The organism is Bifidobacterium simiiventris, assembly GCF_019331715.1.
Lineage (GTDB): Bacteria > Actinomycetota > Actinomycetes > Actinomycetales > Bifidobacteriaceae > Bifidobacterium > Bifidobacterium simiiventris.
Genome location: NZ_JAHBBG010000012.1, coordinates 15,159 through 32,803, shown reverse-complemented (window position 1 = coordinate 32,803; position 17,645 = coordinate 15,159). Strand labels below are relative to the sequence as shown.

Sequence of the window (17,645 nt, the reverse complement as noted above, 5' to 3'; positions counted from 1 at the left end):
CTGGATGCCCTGTCGCACCCCGGGGCTTATGATGGTCACGCAACCGAACGGGAGCCCGGCTGGGCTGAGAGGAAGTCGCGAACTTCGACCGTCAACTTGATGCGGGTCATGCCGCCGTAAGGAAACGGGTTGTTTCGCCGTCGCAATCGATGCGCGGCGGTTCGCGATCATTTTTTCAGTCTGCGCGGGTTTTCGCATCCGTTGCATCGTCGTTGCGCGCGGACTCGTCACCGTGTCGCCGCGCCGCTGTTCGGATGATCGTTTGCGCGACAACTCAACATAATTCAAGAACAACCAGTGATACTTACGACAAGGGTCATGAAGGGGCGCACCACCTCACAGGGTACGGCTGCTTCAGCGACCCTTTTTTTCGAATCCGGCGCGGCCGGGGAAGGGGAACCGATGATCGTCAACGGTCAGGAGGAGCAGCTCGACGGGCCGATCAGTGTCGCCGAGTTCATCGAGCGCAAGGGATTCAAGCCGGCCCGTGTGGCCGTCGAGCTCAACGGCGAGATCGTGCCGCGGGCAAAGCGCGCGCAGACGATGCTCAAGGGCACCGACACCGTGGAGATCGTCACGTTCGTGCAGGGCGGCTGACGGCCGTGACGGCCGTGACGACCGGCAACGGGCATGCCGCGGCAACCAACGGCATCCATACGACATCGAATACGAAGGAGTAACCATGACTGGAGTAACCATGACTGCACCATCCACCGAACCCAACGTTTCGCCCACCGAACCGACGCTCGACGAACTCGTCGGCACTGCCACGAACACCGCGCTGCTGCCCGAGCCGGACGCCCACGCCTACGACGCGATTGCGACCGGCGACGCCGATCCGCTCATCCTCGGCGGGCACAAGTTCACGAGCCGGTTCATCCTCGGTTCGGGCCGCTACGATCTGAACCTCATCAAGGCCACGATCGAGAACGCGGGCACGCAGATCGTCACGATGGCGCTGCGCCGCTGCCGCACCACCGAGAACAACCTGCTCGACTACATCCCCAAGGGCATCACGATGCTGCCGAACACGTCGGGCGCGCGCAACGCGGAAGAGGCGGTGCGCATCGCGCGACTCGCCCGCGAGGTGTGCCAGACCGATTTCGTGAAGGTCGAGATCGAGCACGAGACGAAGTACCTGTTGCCGGACAACGCGGAGACGATCCGCGCGACCGAGATGCTCGCGAAGGAGGGGTTCGTGGTGATGCCGTACATGTTCCCGGACCCGATCGCGGCGCGGCAGCTTGAGGAGGCGGGCGCGGCGTGCGTGATGCCGCTCGGCTCGCTGATCGGCTCGAACAAGGGGCTGCGGATGCGCGATTTCATCGAGGTGATCATCGCCAACGCGCATGTGCCGGTCATCATCGACGCGGGTATCGGCCGGCCGAGCCAGGCCGCCGAGGCGATGGAGATGGGCGCGGACGCGGTGATGGCGTATACGGCGATCGCGTCCGCGGGCAACATCCCGGTGATGGCGCGCGCGTTCAAGCACGCGATCGAGGCCGGCCGCGAAGCGTATCTTGCGGGCCTCGGCACCGTGACCGAGGGTCATGCGGTGCCGTCCAGCCCGACCAACGCGGCCGACTATCTCTCTGCCAGCAAGTGATTACCGCGCGTGATTACTTGCGCACCTGCGTGATCTGGTAGGCGGCGAGCAGAATCGCCAGCCAGATCACGCCGGCGACCACGGCCACGCGGTAGCTCGGCGAGAAGCACATGAGCACCACGACGAGCGCAAGGAACGCGAGCACGATATACGGCATCACGCGCGCGAACGGCAGCTTGAAGTGGATCGCGTCCAACGCCGTCTTGCCCTGCAGTCCGGCAAGTTCGGCCGGACCGTCGCCGGCCGCGACGACCTTGCGGAAGTGCACTTCCGTGATCATGATCATCGACCAGTTGATCACGCCGGCGATCGTCGCGATCGACATGAGATAGTTGAACGCGAACTCCGGCCACAGGAACACGACAACTACGGCCAGCGCGGTGATGATCGCGGAGGTGATCACGCCCGCGACCGGCACGCCGCGCGAGTTGAGCTTGCCGAGGTACGCGGGTGCGTTGCCCTGCTTGGCGAGCGAGTACAGCATGCGCGAGTTCGCGTACAGGCCGGAGTTGTAGACGCTCATCACGGCGGTCAGGCACACGAAGTTGAGGATGCCGGCGGCCGCGTGCACGCCCACCGAGTCGAAGATCTGCACGAACGGGCTGGACTTGCCGTCGATCGTGTTCCACGGCACCACGGCCATGATCACGCCGAGCGCGCCGATGTAGAACACGAGGATGCGCCAGATGATGCCGTTCGTGGCACGCGGGATCGTGGTGCGCGGGTTCTCGGTCTCGCCCGCGGTGATGCCGATCAGTTCGGTGCCGCCGAAGCTGAACATCACGACGCACAGGGCCATGAGCAGACCGGTCCACTGGCCGTCGGCCGTGCGCTGCATGAGGCCGTGCGGGAAGAAACCGCCGTCGATCGCGAACCAGTTCGCGAAGCTGGCCTTGATGCCGGACGCGGTCGGGAGATTGGCGACGAGTACCGCGAGACCGCCGAGGATCATCGCGACGACGGCCACGATCTTGATGATCGCGAACCAAAATTCGAACTCGCCGAACTTGCTCACGCCGAGCAGGTTCGCGGCGGCGATCACGACGAGAAACACGGCCGCGGACACCCACTGCGGGATGTTCGGGAACCAGTAGTTGACAAATGAGCCGACGACCGACAGCTCGACCATCGACACGAGGATGTAGTTGAACCAGTAGTTCCAGCCGGAGACGAAGCCCGCGCGCTTCGACCAGTAGCGGGTGGCGTAGTAGCTGAACGCGCCGGCCTTCGGGTCTTCGACCGACATTTCGGACAACGCTCGCACGATCATGAAGATCGCGAGACCGCCGACCAGATAGGCGAGCAGGATGCTCGGGCCGGCGAGGCTGATCGACTCACTCGAACCGTAGAACAGGCCGGTGCCAATCGCGCCACCGAGGGCGATGAGCTGGATGTGGCGGTTTTTCAGCGATTTTCGCAGGGTTGCGGGGACGGGGACGTCGTCGGTCTCGCGTGGGTGGCGAGACGTGGTTGGGGCGGGTGATGCTGCCATCTTGCTTCTTTCTCTCTTGCTCTCGTTGCAGGGAGCCGTTCGGTCGGGCGTGCACCGGTTCATGTATCGCCAATCGATGCAACCGTATGCAATGGCCGCTATTGTATGCCGTCCGTCGTGACCGTCGCACAATCCGTCCGATTCCGGGCGATGTCGGAACGATACGGCGCCGGACGATGCGGCGCCGGCGTCCGAATAGACGCGCGGTGCGTCAACGTATCGACGCAATCATCCGGCGCGGCAGGCCGTCCGGCGAGACGCACGTCCCCGCCCGCCGCCATCCCAAAACGTCCGGCGCGGCACCCCTCCCCGGCCAGCGATTGCGCGGGGCTTTCGTAGTACGCTTGGGTCTTATGGAACTCACTGTTTTGAATCACCCGCTGGTTGAGCACAAGCTCACCGTCCTGCGCGATAAGAACACCTCCTCCGCCACCTTCCGCGAGCTCGTCTCCGAACTCGTCATGCTGGAGGCATACGAAGCGACCCGCAACCTCGACGTGGTCGACAAGCCGATCGAAACGCCGGTCGCCCCGATGATCGGCAAGCACATCGCCGAACCCCGCCCGATCATCGTGCCCGTGCTGCGCGCTGGCCTCGGCATGCTCGACGGCATGACCAAGATGATCCCGTCCGCCGAAGTCGGCTTCCTCGGCATGAAGCGCGACGAGGAGCACCCGACCCAGCAGATCACCTACGCGAACCGCCTGCCCGACGACCTGACCGGCCGCCAGTGCTTCCTCATCGACCCGATGCTCGCCACCGGCGGCACGCTCGTCGCCGCCACGCACTATCTGGCCGAACGCGGCGCGAAGGACGTCACCGCGGTGTGCATCATCGCCGCGCCGGAAGGCATCCAGTTCGTGCAGGAGCACATCGACCCGTCCATCGATTTCAAGGTCGTCGTGTGCGCGGTCGACGAGAAGCTCAACGAGAAATGCTACATCGTGCCGGGTCTGGGCGACGCCGGCGACCGCCTCTACGGCGTCGTCGACTGACGAAGTCGTACACGGAACCGATCAACCGATCGTCACAGTGATACGTGACATGATAAGTGGGCAAACCCGGACCTCACAGGATGACGGACGGGTGAACCCGGATCGGGGAAAGACGGAAAGTGGGTGAATCCGGATCTCACAACGGCAAAGGTGGGTAGATCCGGACCATCCCACACCTCGAAATAACGAAAGTGGGTATTTGTGGACTAGTTGGACTTCTAATCGGGCCCTAACTAGTCCACAAATACCCACTTATGATTTTCGGTGTCCTATTTCACCCACCTATGGGATGAGATGGGCACCCCGCCTCAGCGCTCGGGCACGAACGCCTCGAAGATGTGACGGTCGAACCAGTCATCGCACTGAGCCAGCTCATCGCTGCTGCGCACGGTCCATGAGACGGCCGTCGCGCCCATCGCACGGGACGCACGAACCTGCGGATAGTTGCCGCCATGCCAGTCATACGCCACGAAATCAGGCCGCGACATCCAGTCGAAGATCAACAGTCCGGCCACGCACTCCAGCCAGCCGTCTTCCTCGAGCGTCACACCACCGGCCAGCTGACCGCGGCACACTTCCGGACGGTGGTTCTTGTACCATTCCACGGCCCGCGGGTTGAACGATTCGATCACATACGCGCCGTCGTACGCCTGCAGCAGCGCGTCGCCCTTCTCCATCAGCTCTTCTTCGCGCGAACCGAACGCGGCGTTGTCGTCGAACTTGTACTCCACGATCAGCGGCACACGGCCGGCGACCACGCGCAGCACGTCCAAGAACAGCGGCACGTGCTGGTAGTAGCCGGCCGGCGGGTTCGCGGGGGTCGTGACGGTCGCCGGATCGTCGGCGCCGGGTAGTTCGGACGCGACCGCAGTGCCCGGAGCATCGTTCGGGAACAGCGGGATGCGGGTCAGCTCGTCGTACGTCAGATCAGCCACGCGGCGCGGATCGCCGGCCACGCGCAGCAAGTCGGGATCATGTACGACGATGACCTGGCCGTCCGCGCTCAACTGCAGGTCAAGCTCGATGCCGTAGCCGGCCTCGGCGGCGGCGGCGAACGCGGCGAGCGAGTTCTCCGGCGCGATCGACGTGGTGACGGACGGGTCGCCGTAGCCGGCCTTCATGGCCATGCGGCGCGCGCGGGCCACGTATTCGCCGCTTTCGATCGCGTACTGCGGGGTCAGGCCGGAACCGGCGTCGTGCAGGCCGCGGTGCGCGTACCAGACGTCCGGCACGGACGGCACGTAGTTGTGCTGCTTGTCGGTGAACGAACGCGGCTTGATCGCCCATGCCGCGGCTCCGGCGGCCACCGCGCCGCCGACGAGAAGATGCTTGAGGAACGTGTTGGATGCCATGGTTTCCTCCCTTAGGCCACCCGCTTGGATTTCCATTCCGAGCCTAGCCCACCCACTGCCCCGGCTGCCGGCACATACGGATATGTCCGCTTTCGTCCAGGACCACCCCACTACTGGACGAAAGCGGACGCTAAGCACGGCAAGAGCGTCCGCTTCCCACAAGAACCGGCGTGATCCTAGCGAGAAACGGACGTAAGAAGAACGATCAGCGTCCGCTTCCCACAAGAACCGGAACTATCCTGACAGAAAACGGACGCTCAGCGAACCTAGCCAAGGATCACCGATTCGGAATGCAGCCGGATACGACGCAAGCCGTGCGGATGCGGCGGGGCGTAACGCTACATACACACGGCTTGCGGATGACGAGTCGGATCCCGCGCGGGTGACGCCCCGGCCAATCGCGCACCGGGTCACGCTCCACGCGGAATCCGTTTGGTTATTCAGTTATCGGCATTCGGCTGTTGCGATCGGCTGACAGACCGACCGAGGCGGGATCACTCGCCGGCTTCGGCGAGCGCCTTCGCGTGACGCTCGGCCAGCTCGGCCTTGATCTGCGGCTCCATCTTCTCGTACTTGCGGTAGAAGCACATGATCACGCCGACGATGACGTAGACGATGACCGGCAGCCAGATGAAGCAGAAGCTGATCGCGTCCTGCGCGGACTGCGACTGGACTTCCTTGTTGGCGTCGTAGCCGGCCGCGCCCATGATCTCGAGCGGCAGGAACGCGCCGAAGCCGGAGCCGACCTGGATGCAGAACGCGGAGCCGACGGCGGTCAGGAAGCCGGCCGCGTGCACGCCGGTCTTCCACTCGCCGTAGTCGACGGTGTCGGCGAGCATGCCGAACGGCATGCCTATGGCGATGGCCGCACCGAAGACGCCGATGGTCCAGAAGATGACGAGCAGCGGGACGTTGGTGCCGGCGAGCGGCATGAGCGCCTGGCCGACGCCGCCGATGACGAGGCCGATGATCATGGTCAGGGTCTTGTTCTTGGTCTTGTTGGCGATGATCGGCATGGCAATGGTGCCGAGCAGGCCGAGGACCTGCACGCCGTTGAACAGCGAGGTCAGGTTGCGGTTGTCGAGCACGTACTGCGCGTAGTAGGTGGACACGCCGTTACGGGTGGACTGGGCGACCCAGTAGATCACGAACGCGACGACGAGGATGATCCACGGCCAGTTGCCCTTGGCGGCCTTGAAGGAGTCCTTCAGCGGGATCGGCTTGTTGAGTTCGGGGTGGTAGTTGCGCTCGTTGAGGTTCTTGAAGGAGAACAGGAGCAGCGCGATGGCGATGACGCCCCAGATCGCGGTGACGATCATGAAGCCGGCCTTGTCGCCGCCGCCAACCATGGTGCCGAAGACACCGACCAGCGGGATGGTGAAGGACGAGGTGATGAAGGAGCCGATCTGGCCGCCGGCCATGCGGAAGGAGTTGGCGTTGTTGCGCTCGGTCGGGTCGGAGGTGAGGTTCGGCAGGATGGCGGTGATCGGGGTCTGGATGCCGGTGTAGACGGCGCCGGCGGCCAGGATGTAGGTGATCAGCGCGTACGCGAACTTCGGGGCGCCTTCAGGCAGACTCGGCGCGGTGAACGCGATCCACACGGTGACCGCGAACGGCACGCACAGCCACAGGAACCACGGGCGGGACTGGCCCCACTTGGTGTTGGTGTGGTCGACGATGGAGCCCCACACGATGGCGGAGATCGCGTCGGCGAAGCGGGCGACGAGCAGGATGGTCGCCGCGCCCAGCGCGCCGGCGGCCGGGATGTGGAAGACGTTGGTGTAGAAGTACATGATGTACGACGAGATCGTCACGTACAGCAGGTTGCCGGCCATGTCGGTGAAGGAGTAGGCGATCTTCTCCTTCGTAGAAAGCTTCACTGCGGAAGCGTCCTGAGTTGCAGCACTCATTGTTGTTGTTTCCTTCTTCGTTGATTGGTGAAAAACTGTCGGATTGTCATCTCGAGCGGAGTGAAGTCACTTCACTGTCATCTCGAGCGGAGTGAAGCGCAGTCGAGAGATCCTTCGATGCGATACGCTCTCGTAAGATTTCTCCGCTCGCTGCGCTCGGTCGAAATGACAGGTGGGTCAATTCGCCCGGTCGAAATGACAGGGCGACGGCCCCTCGGCCGAGGGGCCAGGACGGGGATCAGAAGTCGGAGTCGAACCAGACCTGCATCTGGCCGATCTCGCGGTTGGCCCACGCGTAGTACGGGATGAGCTTCAAGTCGTAGGATTTCTCCCCGACCGGGTGCTCCTCGACGTCCGCGTACAGCGGGAAGTCGTCGCCGTCATGCGTGCGCTTGGTGGCCGGGATCGTGATGACCTCCACGCCGTCGAGTTCGCCGAAGTGGTATTCGGCCTTCGCGCGGTCGGCGTCGTGGCTGCCGATGTGGTAGTTCCACAGCGGTGCGGTGTTGTCGGTTTCCTCGGCGCAGAACACGATCGGTCCGCGCATCACGGCGATCTTGCCGATGTCGTGGCGAACCAGCGTCTTCGAACGCATGAACTTCACGGCCATGTCCAGGTCGAGCGTCACGGTCGTCGTCTCGCCGGCGGCCGCGGCAATCGTCACGAATCCGTCCACGACCGGCAGGCGGCGCGCGTCCTCGCCGTTCACGGTCATCTCGTGCTTGGATGCGGACCACGACGGGATGCGCACGAGGAACTGAACCGGCTGCGCGCCTTCCGGCACGCTCACCGTGAACTCGATGTGGCCGTCCCATGGGAAGTTGGACTTCTGCGAGACCTTCACGCCGTCGAAGAACTCGGCGTCGTTCGCGATGAACTGGTGGGCGATGATCTCACGCTTGTCCTCATGCACGGTGTACAGGTGGCGGTCCACGGACGCGATGAGTCGCGCGATGTTGGCCGGGCAGCACGCGCAGCCGAACCATTCGGCGCGGTGCATGAGCACATGGTAGCGGTCGGGGTTGTGCTCGGTAGCCTGCGGGTCGGCCTCGAGCGCGTTAACGTAGTAGAAGTGCTTGCCGTCGAGCGCGATGCCGGCGATGGAGCCGTTGAACAGCTCCTTCTCGAGCACGTCGGCGTATTCGCCACGCGTCTCGAGTTCGAGCATCTGGTGCGCGAGGAAGCTCATGGCGACGGACGCGCAGGTCTCGCCGTACATGGTGTCGCTCGGCAGGTCGTAGTCGTAGGTGAACGCCTCGCCGACGTGCGTCGAACCGACGCCGCCGGTGATGTACATGCGCTTGGTGACGATGTTGTGCCACAGGCGTTTGGCGGTCTCCTCGAGTTCCGTGTCGCCGGTCAGACGGGCGACGTGGGCGACGCCGGTGAGCATGTAGCCGACGCGCACGGCGTGGCCTTCGGCGGTGAGCTGCTGACGGATCGGACGTGCGGTCTGCGTGTACTCGTGCGTCCAGCCGCGCATCTGCGGGAAGATGTCGGTCGAGCCGTCGCCGATCTTCTCGTTCTGCTTGTCGTAGAAGCTCGGGTCCTTGCCGCGCACGTCGATGAAGAACTGCGCGAGCTTCAGGTACTTGTCTTCGTGCGTGACCTCGAACAGGCGGGCGAGCGCGAGTTCGATCTCCGGGTGGCCGTCGGCTCCGGGGATTTTGCCGTCGGTTTCGCCGAAGTTCGCGTCGAGGCAGTCGGCCATCTTCTTGGCGACGTCGAGCGCCTGCTGGTTGCCGGTGACCTCGTAGTACGCGACGGCGGCCTCGATGTAGTGGCCCATCACGTACATCTCGTGGGACTGCTGGATCTGGGTGAAGCGGTTGCGCTTGGCGAACGCGCCGGACTTGATGATGTACGGGGTGTCGAGGTAGCCGTCGGGGCGCTGGGCGCGGGCGATGAGGTCGACGAGCTTGTCGCACAGCTCCTTGAGTTGGTCGTCCGGCTCGTACGCGAGCGAGTACGCGGCTTCCTCGAGCCACTTGTACACGTCGGAATCCTGGAAGACGAAGCCCTTGAACTCGCCCTTCTCGTCGCCGGCGGCGATGCGCAGGTTACGCACGGCGCGGCTGTAGTGGTAGTCGATGTCCTGCTTGGCGCCGGACGGGTCGCGCGGGATGTCGATCTTCTGTTCGTCGTTGATGACCGCCCACTGGTAGGGGATCACTTCCTTGGCAACGTTCTCACGATACCGCTTCCAGAACGGCGAAGTGACCGTGACATGTTGCGTAGTCATGGTGCGTCCTTTCGACACTGTAGGTACTGCTTACTGCTGTTGTTTCCGGCCGTCGGAGAGGTCCGCTGCCATGCGGTGGCGCCCTTTCGGCTGTTGTCGATGACGATATTAAGTGAGCGTTAACCGTCGCGTCCGCGGGTCTTGCGAATGCGAAAATTTTCGCATACCCTATTATTTGTGAACGCTCACGCAACCATCGCCGATATCGCACCGTCGCAATCGCATCAGTCGGCACGCCACTCTCCATCCCCTGTCATTTCGAGCGAGCGCAGCGAGTCGAGAAATCTCCCTCCCGCCCCGCAACCGTCACGCCGCCGTCCCACCCTTGCCGACGTCGCGCGTCTTGCGAACGTATCCATCGCCACCGCATCGAAGGCGCCCAACCGCACCGACCGCGTCTCCGCGAGCACGCAGCGCGCGATCATCGAAGCCGCCCAGCAGCTCGGCTATCGCAAATCGACCGAATCCGCCTCCGCGTCGTCGCCGCACCACCGCCAACGCTCCGGACTCGTCGGACTCATCACCTCCGACTACAACGGCCGATTCGCCCTGCCGATGCTCACCGGCGCGGAGACCACGCTGGGAGCCTCCAATCACGCCGCGTTGCTCATGAGTTCGCACGGCCGACCCGCGCTCGAACGCAGCCATATCGACCGGCTCGCGGCGCATGGCGTGGACGGCCTGATCGTCGTCGGCAGCACGACGAACCCGCGGCCTCCGCTCGATCCGAAGACCACGATGGGACTGCCGGTCATCTACGCGTACGATCCGTCGCGCGATCCGGCCGACTGCTCGATCATCTGTGACAACGTTGGCGCGGGCGCGCAGGCGATCGAGTACCTGCTCAGCCTGGGTCGGCGGTATATCGCGATCATCGCCGGGCCGGAGGATTTCCAGGCCGCGAAGGACCGTGCGCGCGGGGCGTGGCGCACGTTCACACTGTACGATTTCCGGCCCGTGGCGGTGCTGTTCGACGCGTGGAGCGAGGAGTGGGGCGAGCGGGCGGCGCAACTGCTGATCGAGCAGCACCCGCATCTCGACGCGATCTACTGTTTGAGCGACGAGATCGCGCGTGGGGCGGTGCGCGGGCTGATGGCGGCCGGCAAACGCGTGCCGCAGGACGTGGCCGTGGTTGGGCACGACAACTGGTTCGTGTTCGCGGCGAACGCGCATCCGACGTTGACCACGTTCGACAACAACATTCCGATGCTCGGCAAGATGGCCGCGCGGTATCTGCTGGATGCGCTGGCCGGGCGGCCGCATCACGGGGTGTTCACCGTGGAATGCCCGATGGTCGTGCGCGAGTCCACCGACCCCACGCGCCGCACCCCGCTCGAAAGCACCGGCCGCATCTTCAGTCGCCAAGGCGGGTGACGCCTGCTCTCCATCGCACGCACCCGCCCCATACCTGCGAGGGCAGCTCCGAGAAACCGTCGGCAAGTCGTTCCGCGCATCCAGGCCCAGCCCGGCACCATCCCACATAGAATGGCTCTGGCATCAGCATCATCCCAGCCGAAGGACCACGCCATGACCAACCGTCCGCAGCAATCCGGCCAACCGCAACCGCCGGCAACCCATCCCTCCCCTACCGGCCACCCCATCTCGTCGGCCGCGACGACGGTCGGCTTGTGCGCGATTCTGCTGTGGAGCATGATGACCGGTCTCGTGCGCGTGGTCGCGGACTCGTTCGGCGCGACGCTCGGCTCGGCGCTCATCTACACGACCGGCGTCGTGCTGCTCATGATCTTCCACCGTCCCGCGCCGTTGCGCGAATACCCGCGCAGGTATCTGCTGTTCGGCGGATTGCTGTTCGTGTTCTACGAATCGTCGATCTCGCTGTCGATCGGGCTCGCGAGCACGGCCGAATCGTCGGTCGAGGTGAGTCTGGTGAATTATCTGTGGCCGACGATGATGGTGCTGCTGACGGCCGCCGTGTTCCCGACCGTGCGGCGACGCGGCGTTGCGGCAGATCGCCGCGATATCGCCGCGGCTGCCAACGATGGCACCGCCGATGGCGTCGGCGGGCGCAGCGACGGCAACACGCGTCCCAGCCGACTGCGCTCCGTACTGCGCGTGTTGCCGGGCGCAATCGTCGCAACGGCCGGCGTGGTGCTGGCGGTCGGCGGCAACAGCGGATTGGACTGGGGACTGGCCGCGCAGCACATCGCAAGCAATCCCCTGCCGTATCTGCTTGCGTTCGCAGGTGCGTCCGCATGGTCGGTGTATGCGGTGTTCACGCCCGCGATGGCCGACGGCAAGGATGGCACGTCCGTGTTCTTCCCGTTCGTGGCGGTGGCATTGTGGGTGATTCACTTCACGTCGGGCGAGGGCTGGCCTCCAGCCGCCCCGTCGATCTGGGGATGGCTGGCCGTGCTCGGCGCGGCGGCGTCGATCGCGGGCGGCTACGCCTGCTGGGGTCACGGCATTTTGCACGGCAGCATGCGCACGTTGGCAATGGCGAGCTACGCCGCACCAGTTCTGTCCACCGCCGCCAGCGCTGTCCTGCTCGGTCTCGCGCTGTCCCTGCCGTTCTGGTGCGGCGCGCTCCTCGTCGCCGCCGGCTCCATCCTCAACTGGTGGATCTCCTCCCGCCGCCGGTAACAGCGGAAGCCCATACATCTCCACGTCATTTCAAGCGGAGCGAAGCTGTCTCCACGTCATTCTGAGTGAGTCAAACCTGTCTTTGTGTCATTTCAAGCGGAGCGAAGCTGTCTTCATGTCATTTCGAGCGAGGCGAAGCCGAGTCGAGAAATCTTCCGAAAACGCAAATCCGCGGAAGATTTCTCCGCTCGCTGCGCTCGGTCGAAATGACAACGATGGCGCCACCGTAGACCAAGTACCGCCCGCGCTCACCGACCCTTACATTCTCGCGGCACTCAACTGACACCACCGCAACTTCATAAAATTTTTATGAAGTTTGGTCCATAACTTCATAACTGACTTATGAAGTTGCGAACACGAGTACCGCCCAGCGCTCACCGCTTCTTGCGGCGCTTGAAGTTGATGTCGAAGACGATCCACGCGGACAGCACGAACGCGACCACGTAGCCCATAAAACCAACCACCGGGATGCCGAAAATGATCGGCTTCATGCCGGCGAAATACACGATCGATGACCCGACGAACAGCCCAACGACGATCAGCGCCATAGTTAAGCGGTTCACCATGTCGGAAAGCTTGTTCATCGGCTCCTCCGCACCGATCAGTTCCACATTGACGCGCAACTGCCCGCGCGTAAGCATGCGCGACGCGGTCTTCGCCTCGGCCAGCGCGCTCAGCAGCCCGTGCAGCGCGAGATGTCCCTCGACACCAAGTGACTCCAGTTCGTCTCGCGCCGCCTGTTTGGGCGACTTACTCGTCGCGATGTGCTTCGAGATGATCTCGATCATGTTCACGTCGGGAATGAACTCGTCGAGCAACCCCTCGAGCGTCACCAACGCGCGCCCGACCGTCGTGACCGAACTCGGCACCTCGATCCCGTGCCGTTGCGCGAGCTGAGTCAGTTCGGTGATGAACGCGGCGATGTCCAGATCGGACAGATCGACCGTGCCGTACTCGGCGACGATCGTGTCGAGATCGGCAAGCAGCGCGGGATAGTCCTCAGGATTATTGGCAGATCCGGCGAACCGCAGCAAACCGTCGGCGAGCGCAGGCGTGTCCTGCTTGGCAACGGCGAAGATCATCTGTTTCATGACCTGCCGCGTCTTCATGTTGAGCCGACCGGTCATGCCGAGATCGAGCAGGACGATCTGTCCGCCGGCGACCATGATGTTGCCGGGGTGCGGGTCGGCGTGGAAGAAGCCGTCGTCCAATATCTGCGTGGCGTAGTTGTCGACGAGTTTGGTGCCGATTTCCTTGAGATCGTAGCCGGCGGCAATGAGCCGGTCGGGATGGGAGACGGAGATGCCTTCGATGTAGTCCATCACGACAACGTGTTCAGTGCACAGGTCCATGTACGGCTTCGGGCAGTCCATGTACTTGTACGGCTCGCAGAATCGTTTGAATTCCGCGAGATTGCGCGCCTCCACGAGGAAGTCGGTTTCGGATTCGAACGTGTCCCACAGTTCCTCGACCACGCCGCCGAGGTCCACGACCTGCGCGGTGGAGACGACTTTGGTGGCGACTTTTGCGATCGATCGCATGATCGACACGTCCTGTGCCATCGTTTCTCGCACGCCGGGTCGCTGGACCTTGACGGCCACGTCCTCGCCGGTGAGGAGCGTGGCGCGGTGGACCTGTGCGAGCGATGCGGAACCGAGCGGTGTGGCGTCGATGTGCTCGAAGATCTCGTCGACCGGGCGGCCGTATTCGTGCGACAGCGTTTCGACGACGGTTTCGTACGGCATCGGATCGGCGTCGGCGCGCAGTTTAGCCAGTTCGTCGCAGAACGATTGCGGCAGCATTTCCGAACGCATCGACAGGATCTGGCCGACTTTGACGAACGTGGGCCCGAGCGCCTCGAGCATGAGCCGCATTTTGACCGGGGTTAGACCGTGGGCGACGTCGAACTGCTTGGCGATGCCGGCGATCTGCTTGAGCCGCTTGATCTTGCCCCAGCGGGTGAGATGGTAGCGTTCGGAGAACACGTCGCGGCGCGGACCGAACAGGTCGAGCGTTTCCCCCGACCATTCAGTCTGCGTGTATGCGTTGATTCCGTTGGCCATAAGCACCCCTGAGCTTGATATGACGGTTGATATGACAAGCGGAGAAATCCTATGCGCTGGTAGGCTTCATAGGATTTCTCCGCTCACTGACGTTCGGTCGAAATGACGATGAATGACCTTGCGGTCACTCGGCCTTGGGCTCCTCGGCGGCCGCGTCCTTCTTGGCGGACTCCTCCTTGACCTCGGCGGCCTTGCGCTTGAGCTCGGTGTTGAGAGCCTTGCCCTGTTCGACCGTCAGTTCACCCTTCTTGACGAGATCGTCGACGATCTCCTGGCTCTTCTCCACGGTGGTGGCAAGAGCACCGACGCCTGCAAGGAACACCTTGCGCAGGCCATCGCCAAAATCAAAATCAGCCATGATACGCCTCCTTAATACGCGTGTATGGTCACTGACCAGCCTACTCCGCGCAAGCTATATTTTCACGCGACTTCAGCGGTCAAAACGCCTTGCGACATTGGAAGAATCTTGGCCCCCTCGGCTGAGGGGGCTGTCAGCGAAGCTGACTGGGGGAGCGTCACACCCATTCACACGTTTAATAACCATCACGCGCCGACACGCTGGCGCACGTAGCCGTCGAGCACGTCGGCCGTCACGCCGTCGTACGAGGAGATCGACGCGAACTGCGGGCCGTTGGAGGTATCCGTGTTGATGTATCCGGTCTGCGCGATCAACGTCGCGCCCGACGCGGCCGCCGACTTCAGGCCGCTCATCGAGTCCTCCAGCGCCACGCAATATGCCATGTCTTCCGGCGCGATGCCCAGTAACTTGGCCGCGGCCAGATACGGTTCGGGAGACGGTTTCTTCTCCACGTCGTCGTCACCGCAGATGAACCCGGCGAACGCGTCCTTCGGCGCCTGATCGACCAGTCCCTGAGCCAGATGGCGCGGCGACGTGGTGACCAGCACAGACGGGATGCCCGCGGCGACCAACGATTCGAGCACGGCGGTCACGCCGGGGATCCACGGCATGTGCGCGGCTTCGGCCTTCGCCACGTAATCGATCATGCCCTTGCCGATCTCCTCGATCGACAGTTGGCATCCGTGGTCGACCATGCGCTGCGCGACCTGCGGCACCGGCGTGCCCGACCCCTGCCATGCGAGGTCGAGATCCCAGTAGCCGCCATGTGCCTTGGCGATCTCCATTTCCCCGGCATGCCAGTACGGCTCGGAGTCGATCAACGTGCCATCCATATCCCAGAACACGGCTTTGAGCAGCATCGCAAGGCACCTTTCCTTCGATATCGGTTTGCTGTATCTATCTCACCAAACCTCACGGACGAGCACGCGCCGCGCAATGTCGATTTCGTATCGGCCCGTATCAGGATCGGAAAGACGGCACAAGAGGCCGCGACCGACCGGCTAATCGCCAAGCAGCACAAGCTCGGAGGGGATGAGCTCGGCCTCGTCGGCCGGGCCGGCCGTAATCTGCAACGGCTTGCCGCTGCCACGCCGCCAGATGCGGTAATACTTCGACTTGGCCTGACGTACTTCGACGACCTCGCCGTCGATGCCGGCCTCGAACACGCTGTCGCCCTCAAGCCGACGACGCAGATGACGGTTCTGCCGGCGCAGCTGGCGATTCTCCTCCTGCAACGAGAGGATGCGCGTGATACCGGCCAGATTGATACCCTCGGACTGGCTCAGATGCTGAGCCTGGGCCAGCCGGTCGATGTCACGCAACGTGTAGCGGCGCGCACCGCCTTCAGTGCGCTTGGGCACAACCAGCCCGAGACGGTCGTACTGCCGCAATGTCTGCGGATGCACACCCGCCAGTTCGGCCGCCTGACCGACCGCGAACACCGGCAGCTCAACGTTCAATCCCAACGAGTCCACCGCGTCGAGATCGGCGCGACCGGAGACGAGCGCCGCCGCACACGCGGCGTAGGCACGCTTGACTTCCTGCGCGATTCTCGCCATATGCACTCATCTCCTTACTGTTTCTTGGCTCCCTCGGCTGAGGGAGCTGGCTCGCGAAAGCGAGACTGAGGGAGCGTCATACCCACGCCCCGTCATGTCACCCGAGCAGAGTCTCACCCCTGTCATGTCGACCGAGGCGCAGCCGAGCGGAGAAATCTTCATCGAGTCACTCCCCCTGAAAAGATTTCTCCGCTCGCCTCGCTCAGCCACAATAACAGGAAATCACATCACCGCTGCTCGGCCAGCTCCGCCGCGAAATCGTCCGACGCCTTGTCGAACTCCTTCGCCGCGTGCTTCAGGCCCAGCCCCGGCTTGGCAGGCACGTGAATCTGCACGCGCCCGATCAGGTCGCCGAACGCATTGCCGTTCTTCACGCCCTTACCGGCAACATGCACTTCCGTACCACTCGACGAACCAGCCGGCACCTTGAACGTCACCGGCTCGCCGTCGATGTCCTTCATCTCAACCTTCGCGCCGGCCACGGCCTCGCCCACGGTCACCGGCAGATCCACGACCAGATCATGCCCGTTCATCGTGAACTTCGGGTCATCCGCCACGCTCACGTTCAGATACAGGTCGCCGGCCTTGCCGCCGTTGCGGCCCGGCTTGCCCTTACCGGCCAGACGGATCTTCTGACCGTCCTTCACGCCGGCCGGAATATGCGTCTTGAACTTCTTGCCGTCCACGCTCAGCGAAACCGTCGCGCCCTTGACCGCCTGACGGAACGTCAGCTTGATCTTCGACGTGCGGTCCTCGCCGTTCTCCGGCTCGGGAGCGGACTCGTACTGCGAGTACTGGCCGTACGGGCCGCCTTGCTGGCCGAAACCGCCACGGCCTGCGCCGGCACCCGCCGCGCCGCCGAACATCGAGAAGATGTCGTTGAGATTGGTCGGGCCGCCGCCGCTCGTGGAGAAGCGGATGTTGCCGCCGTTGCCACCGCCGAACATCGAACCGAAGACGTCGGAGAAGCCGGACGCGTCGAATCCTCCGCTGCCGGAGCCGCCGGCGAAGCGCGCGCCTCCCATGCCGAACTGGCGGATCGCGTCGTACTTCTGGCGGGTTTCCTTGTTATTAAGTACGTCGTATGCCTCGGAGATGTCCTTGAACTTCTCCTCGGCCTCCTTGGTCTTGTTCAGATCAGGATGGTATTTGCGGGCCAGCTTGCGGTATGCCTTGGTGATGTCGGCGTCGCTGGCGTCCTTGGAGACACCAAGGACTTTGTAGAAGTCTTTGCTCAGCCATTCATTTTCAGCCATTATGTCTCCTTTCTCCCCCATGATTGGCTCCCCTTGTCAGGGGAGCTGTCTGCGAAGCAAACTGAGGGGTAGTCAAAGCTTAAGAATGTTCGAGAGCTGCCGGCTTATATTTTTTATCCGGTAACCGCGAAGGCTGGCAGTATATGCCGCTCGACACGCTCCGGATGCCGGCTGACGCCGGCCTTCGCGGCATAGCCGCTCACTTCGCCTA

At 63.5% G+C, this 17,645-nt stretch carries 14 protein-coding genes and 1 riboswitch; of the genes, 5 read left to right on the top strand and 9 right to left on the bottom strand.

The window, feature by feature from the left end:
• Positions 1-37 precede the first annotated feature (37 nt).
• A riboswitch (TPP riboswitch) is annotated at positions 38-141 on the top strand.
• Between the two features lie 261 nt (positions 142-402).
• A complete protein-coding gene (thiS, locus tag KIH76_RS09715; protein WP_214374083.1) occupies positions 403-597 on the top strand; it encodes a sulfur carrier protein ThiS in 195 nt (64 codons plus the stop codon).
• A 100-nt stretch (positions 598-697) separates the two neighbouring features.
• On the top strand, positions 698-1,606 hold the full coding sequence (locus tag KIH76_RS09710) for a thiazole synthase (protein ID WP_214374100.1): 909 nt from the start codon (positions 698-700) through the stop codon (positions 1,604-1,606).
• Between the two features lie 13 nt (positions 1,607-1,619).
• On the opposite strand, the gene KIH76_RS09705 is transcribed toward KIH76_RS09710, so the two are convergent.
• Positions 1,620-3,098: an amino acid permease gene (locus KIH76_RS09705; protein WP_219070508.1), complete on the bottom strand. Its 1,479-nt coding sequence runs from the start codon at positions 3,096-3,098 to the stop codon at positions 1,620-1,622.
• Between the two features lie 353 nt (positions 3,099-3,451).
• On the opposite strand from KIH76_RS09705, the gene upp reads away from it, so the two are divergent.
• Positions 3,452-4,093, top strand: coding sequence for a uracil phosphoribosyltransferase (upp, locus tag KIH76_RS09700; RefSeq protein ID WP_163232729.1), 642 nt, complete (start codon positions 3,452-3,454; stop codon positions 4,091-4,093).
• A 308-nt stretch (positions 4,094-4,401) separates the two neighbouring features.
• On the opposite strand, the gene KIH76_RS09695 is transcribed toward upp, so the two are convergent.
• The 3 genes from KIH76_RS09695 to KIH76_RS09685 form a co-directional block, all read right to left on the bottom strand.
• On the bottom strand, positions 4,402-5,445 hold the full coding sequence (locus tag KIH76_RS09695; RefSeq protein ID WP_219070506.1) for a glycerophosphodiester phosphodiesterase family protein: 1,044 nt from the start codon (positions 5,443-5,445) through the stop codon (positions 4,402-4,404).
• Between the two features lie 494 nt (positions 5,446-5,939).
• Positions 5,940-7,355 (bottom strand): MFS transporter, encoded by a 1,416-nt coding sequence (locus KIH76_RS09690; protein WP_214374080.1) that lies wholly within the window; start codon positions 7,353-7,355, stop codon positions 5,940-5,942.
• Between the two features lie 238 nt (positions 7,356-7,593).
• Complete coding sequence (locus KIH76_RS09685) at positions 7,594-9,597, bottom strand: glycoside hydrolase family 127 protein (RefSeq protein WP_214374079.1); 2,004 nt, start codon at positions 9,595-9,597, stop codon at positions 7,594-7,596.
• Positions 9,598-9,774: 177 nt separating this feature from the next.
• Between KIH76_RS09685 and KIH76_RS09680 the strand changes: the two genes are divergently transcribed.
• The gene (locus KIH76_RS09680; protein ID WP_338023654.1) at positions 9,775-10,971 is read left to right on the top strand and encodes a LacI family DNA-binding transcriptional regulator; all 1,197 of its coding nucleotides are present in this window, start codon (positions 9,775-9,777) and stop codon (positions 10,969-10,971) included.
• A 153-nt stretch (positions 10,972-11,124) separates the two neighbouring features.
• On the top strand, positions 11,125-12,198 hold the full coding sequence (locus tag KIH76_RS09675) for a drug/metabolite transporter permease (RefSeq protein ID WP_420829272.1): 1,074 nt from the start codon (positions 11,125-11,127) through the stop codon (positions 12,196-12,198).
• A gap of 374 nt (positions 12,199-12,572) precedes the next feature.
• Here KIH76_RS09675 and KIH76_RS09670 read toward each other — a convergent pair whose 3' ends face one another.
• The 5 genes from KIH76_RS09670 to KIH76_RS09650 all read right to left on the bottom strand — a co-directional run bounded on the left by KIH76_RS09670 (position 12,573) and on the right by KIH76_RS09650 (position 17,434).
• Positions 12,573-14,261 (bottom strand): ABC1 kinase family protein, encoded by a 1,689-nt coding sequence (locus KIH76_RS09670; RefSeq protein WP_214374077.1) that lies wholly within the window; start codon positions 14,259-14,261, stop codon positions 12,573-12,575.
• Positions 14,262-14,385: 124 nt separating this feature from the next.
• Positions 14,386-14,619, bottom strand: a complete 234-nt coding sequence (locus KIH76_RS09665) for a phasin family protein (protein ID WP_214374076.1) — start codon at positions 14,617-14,619, stop codon at positions 14,386-14,388.
• A 185-nt stretch (positions 14,620-14,804) separates the two neighbouring features.
• Complete coding sequence (locus KIH76_RS09660; protein ID WP_214374075.1) at positions 14,805-15,479, bottom strand: HAD family hydrolase; 675 nt, start codon at positions 15,477-15,479, stop codon at positions 14,805-14,807.
• Between the two features lie 141 nt (positions 15,480-15,620).
• On the bottom strand, positions 15,621-16,178 hold the full coding sequence (locus tag KIH76_RS09655) for a heat shock protein transcriptional repressor HspR (RefSeq protein ID WP_214374074.1): 558 nt from the start codon (positions 16,176-16,178) through the stop codon (positions 15,621-15,623).
• A 227-nt stretch (positions 16,179-16,405) separates the two neighbouring features.
• Entirely contained in the window at positions 16,406-17,434 is a 1,029-nt protein-coding gene (locus tag KIH76_RS09650) for a DnaJ C-terminal domain-containing protein (RefSeq protein WP_214374098.1), read from the bottom strand.
• Between the last annotated feature and the right edge of the window lie 211 nt (positions 17,435-17,645).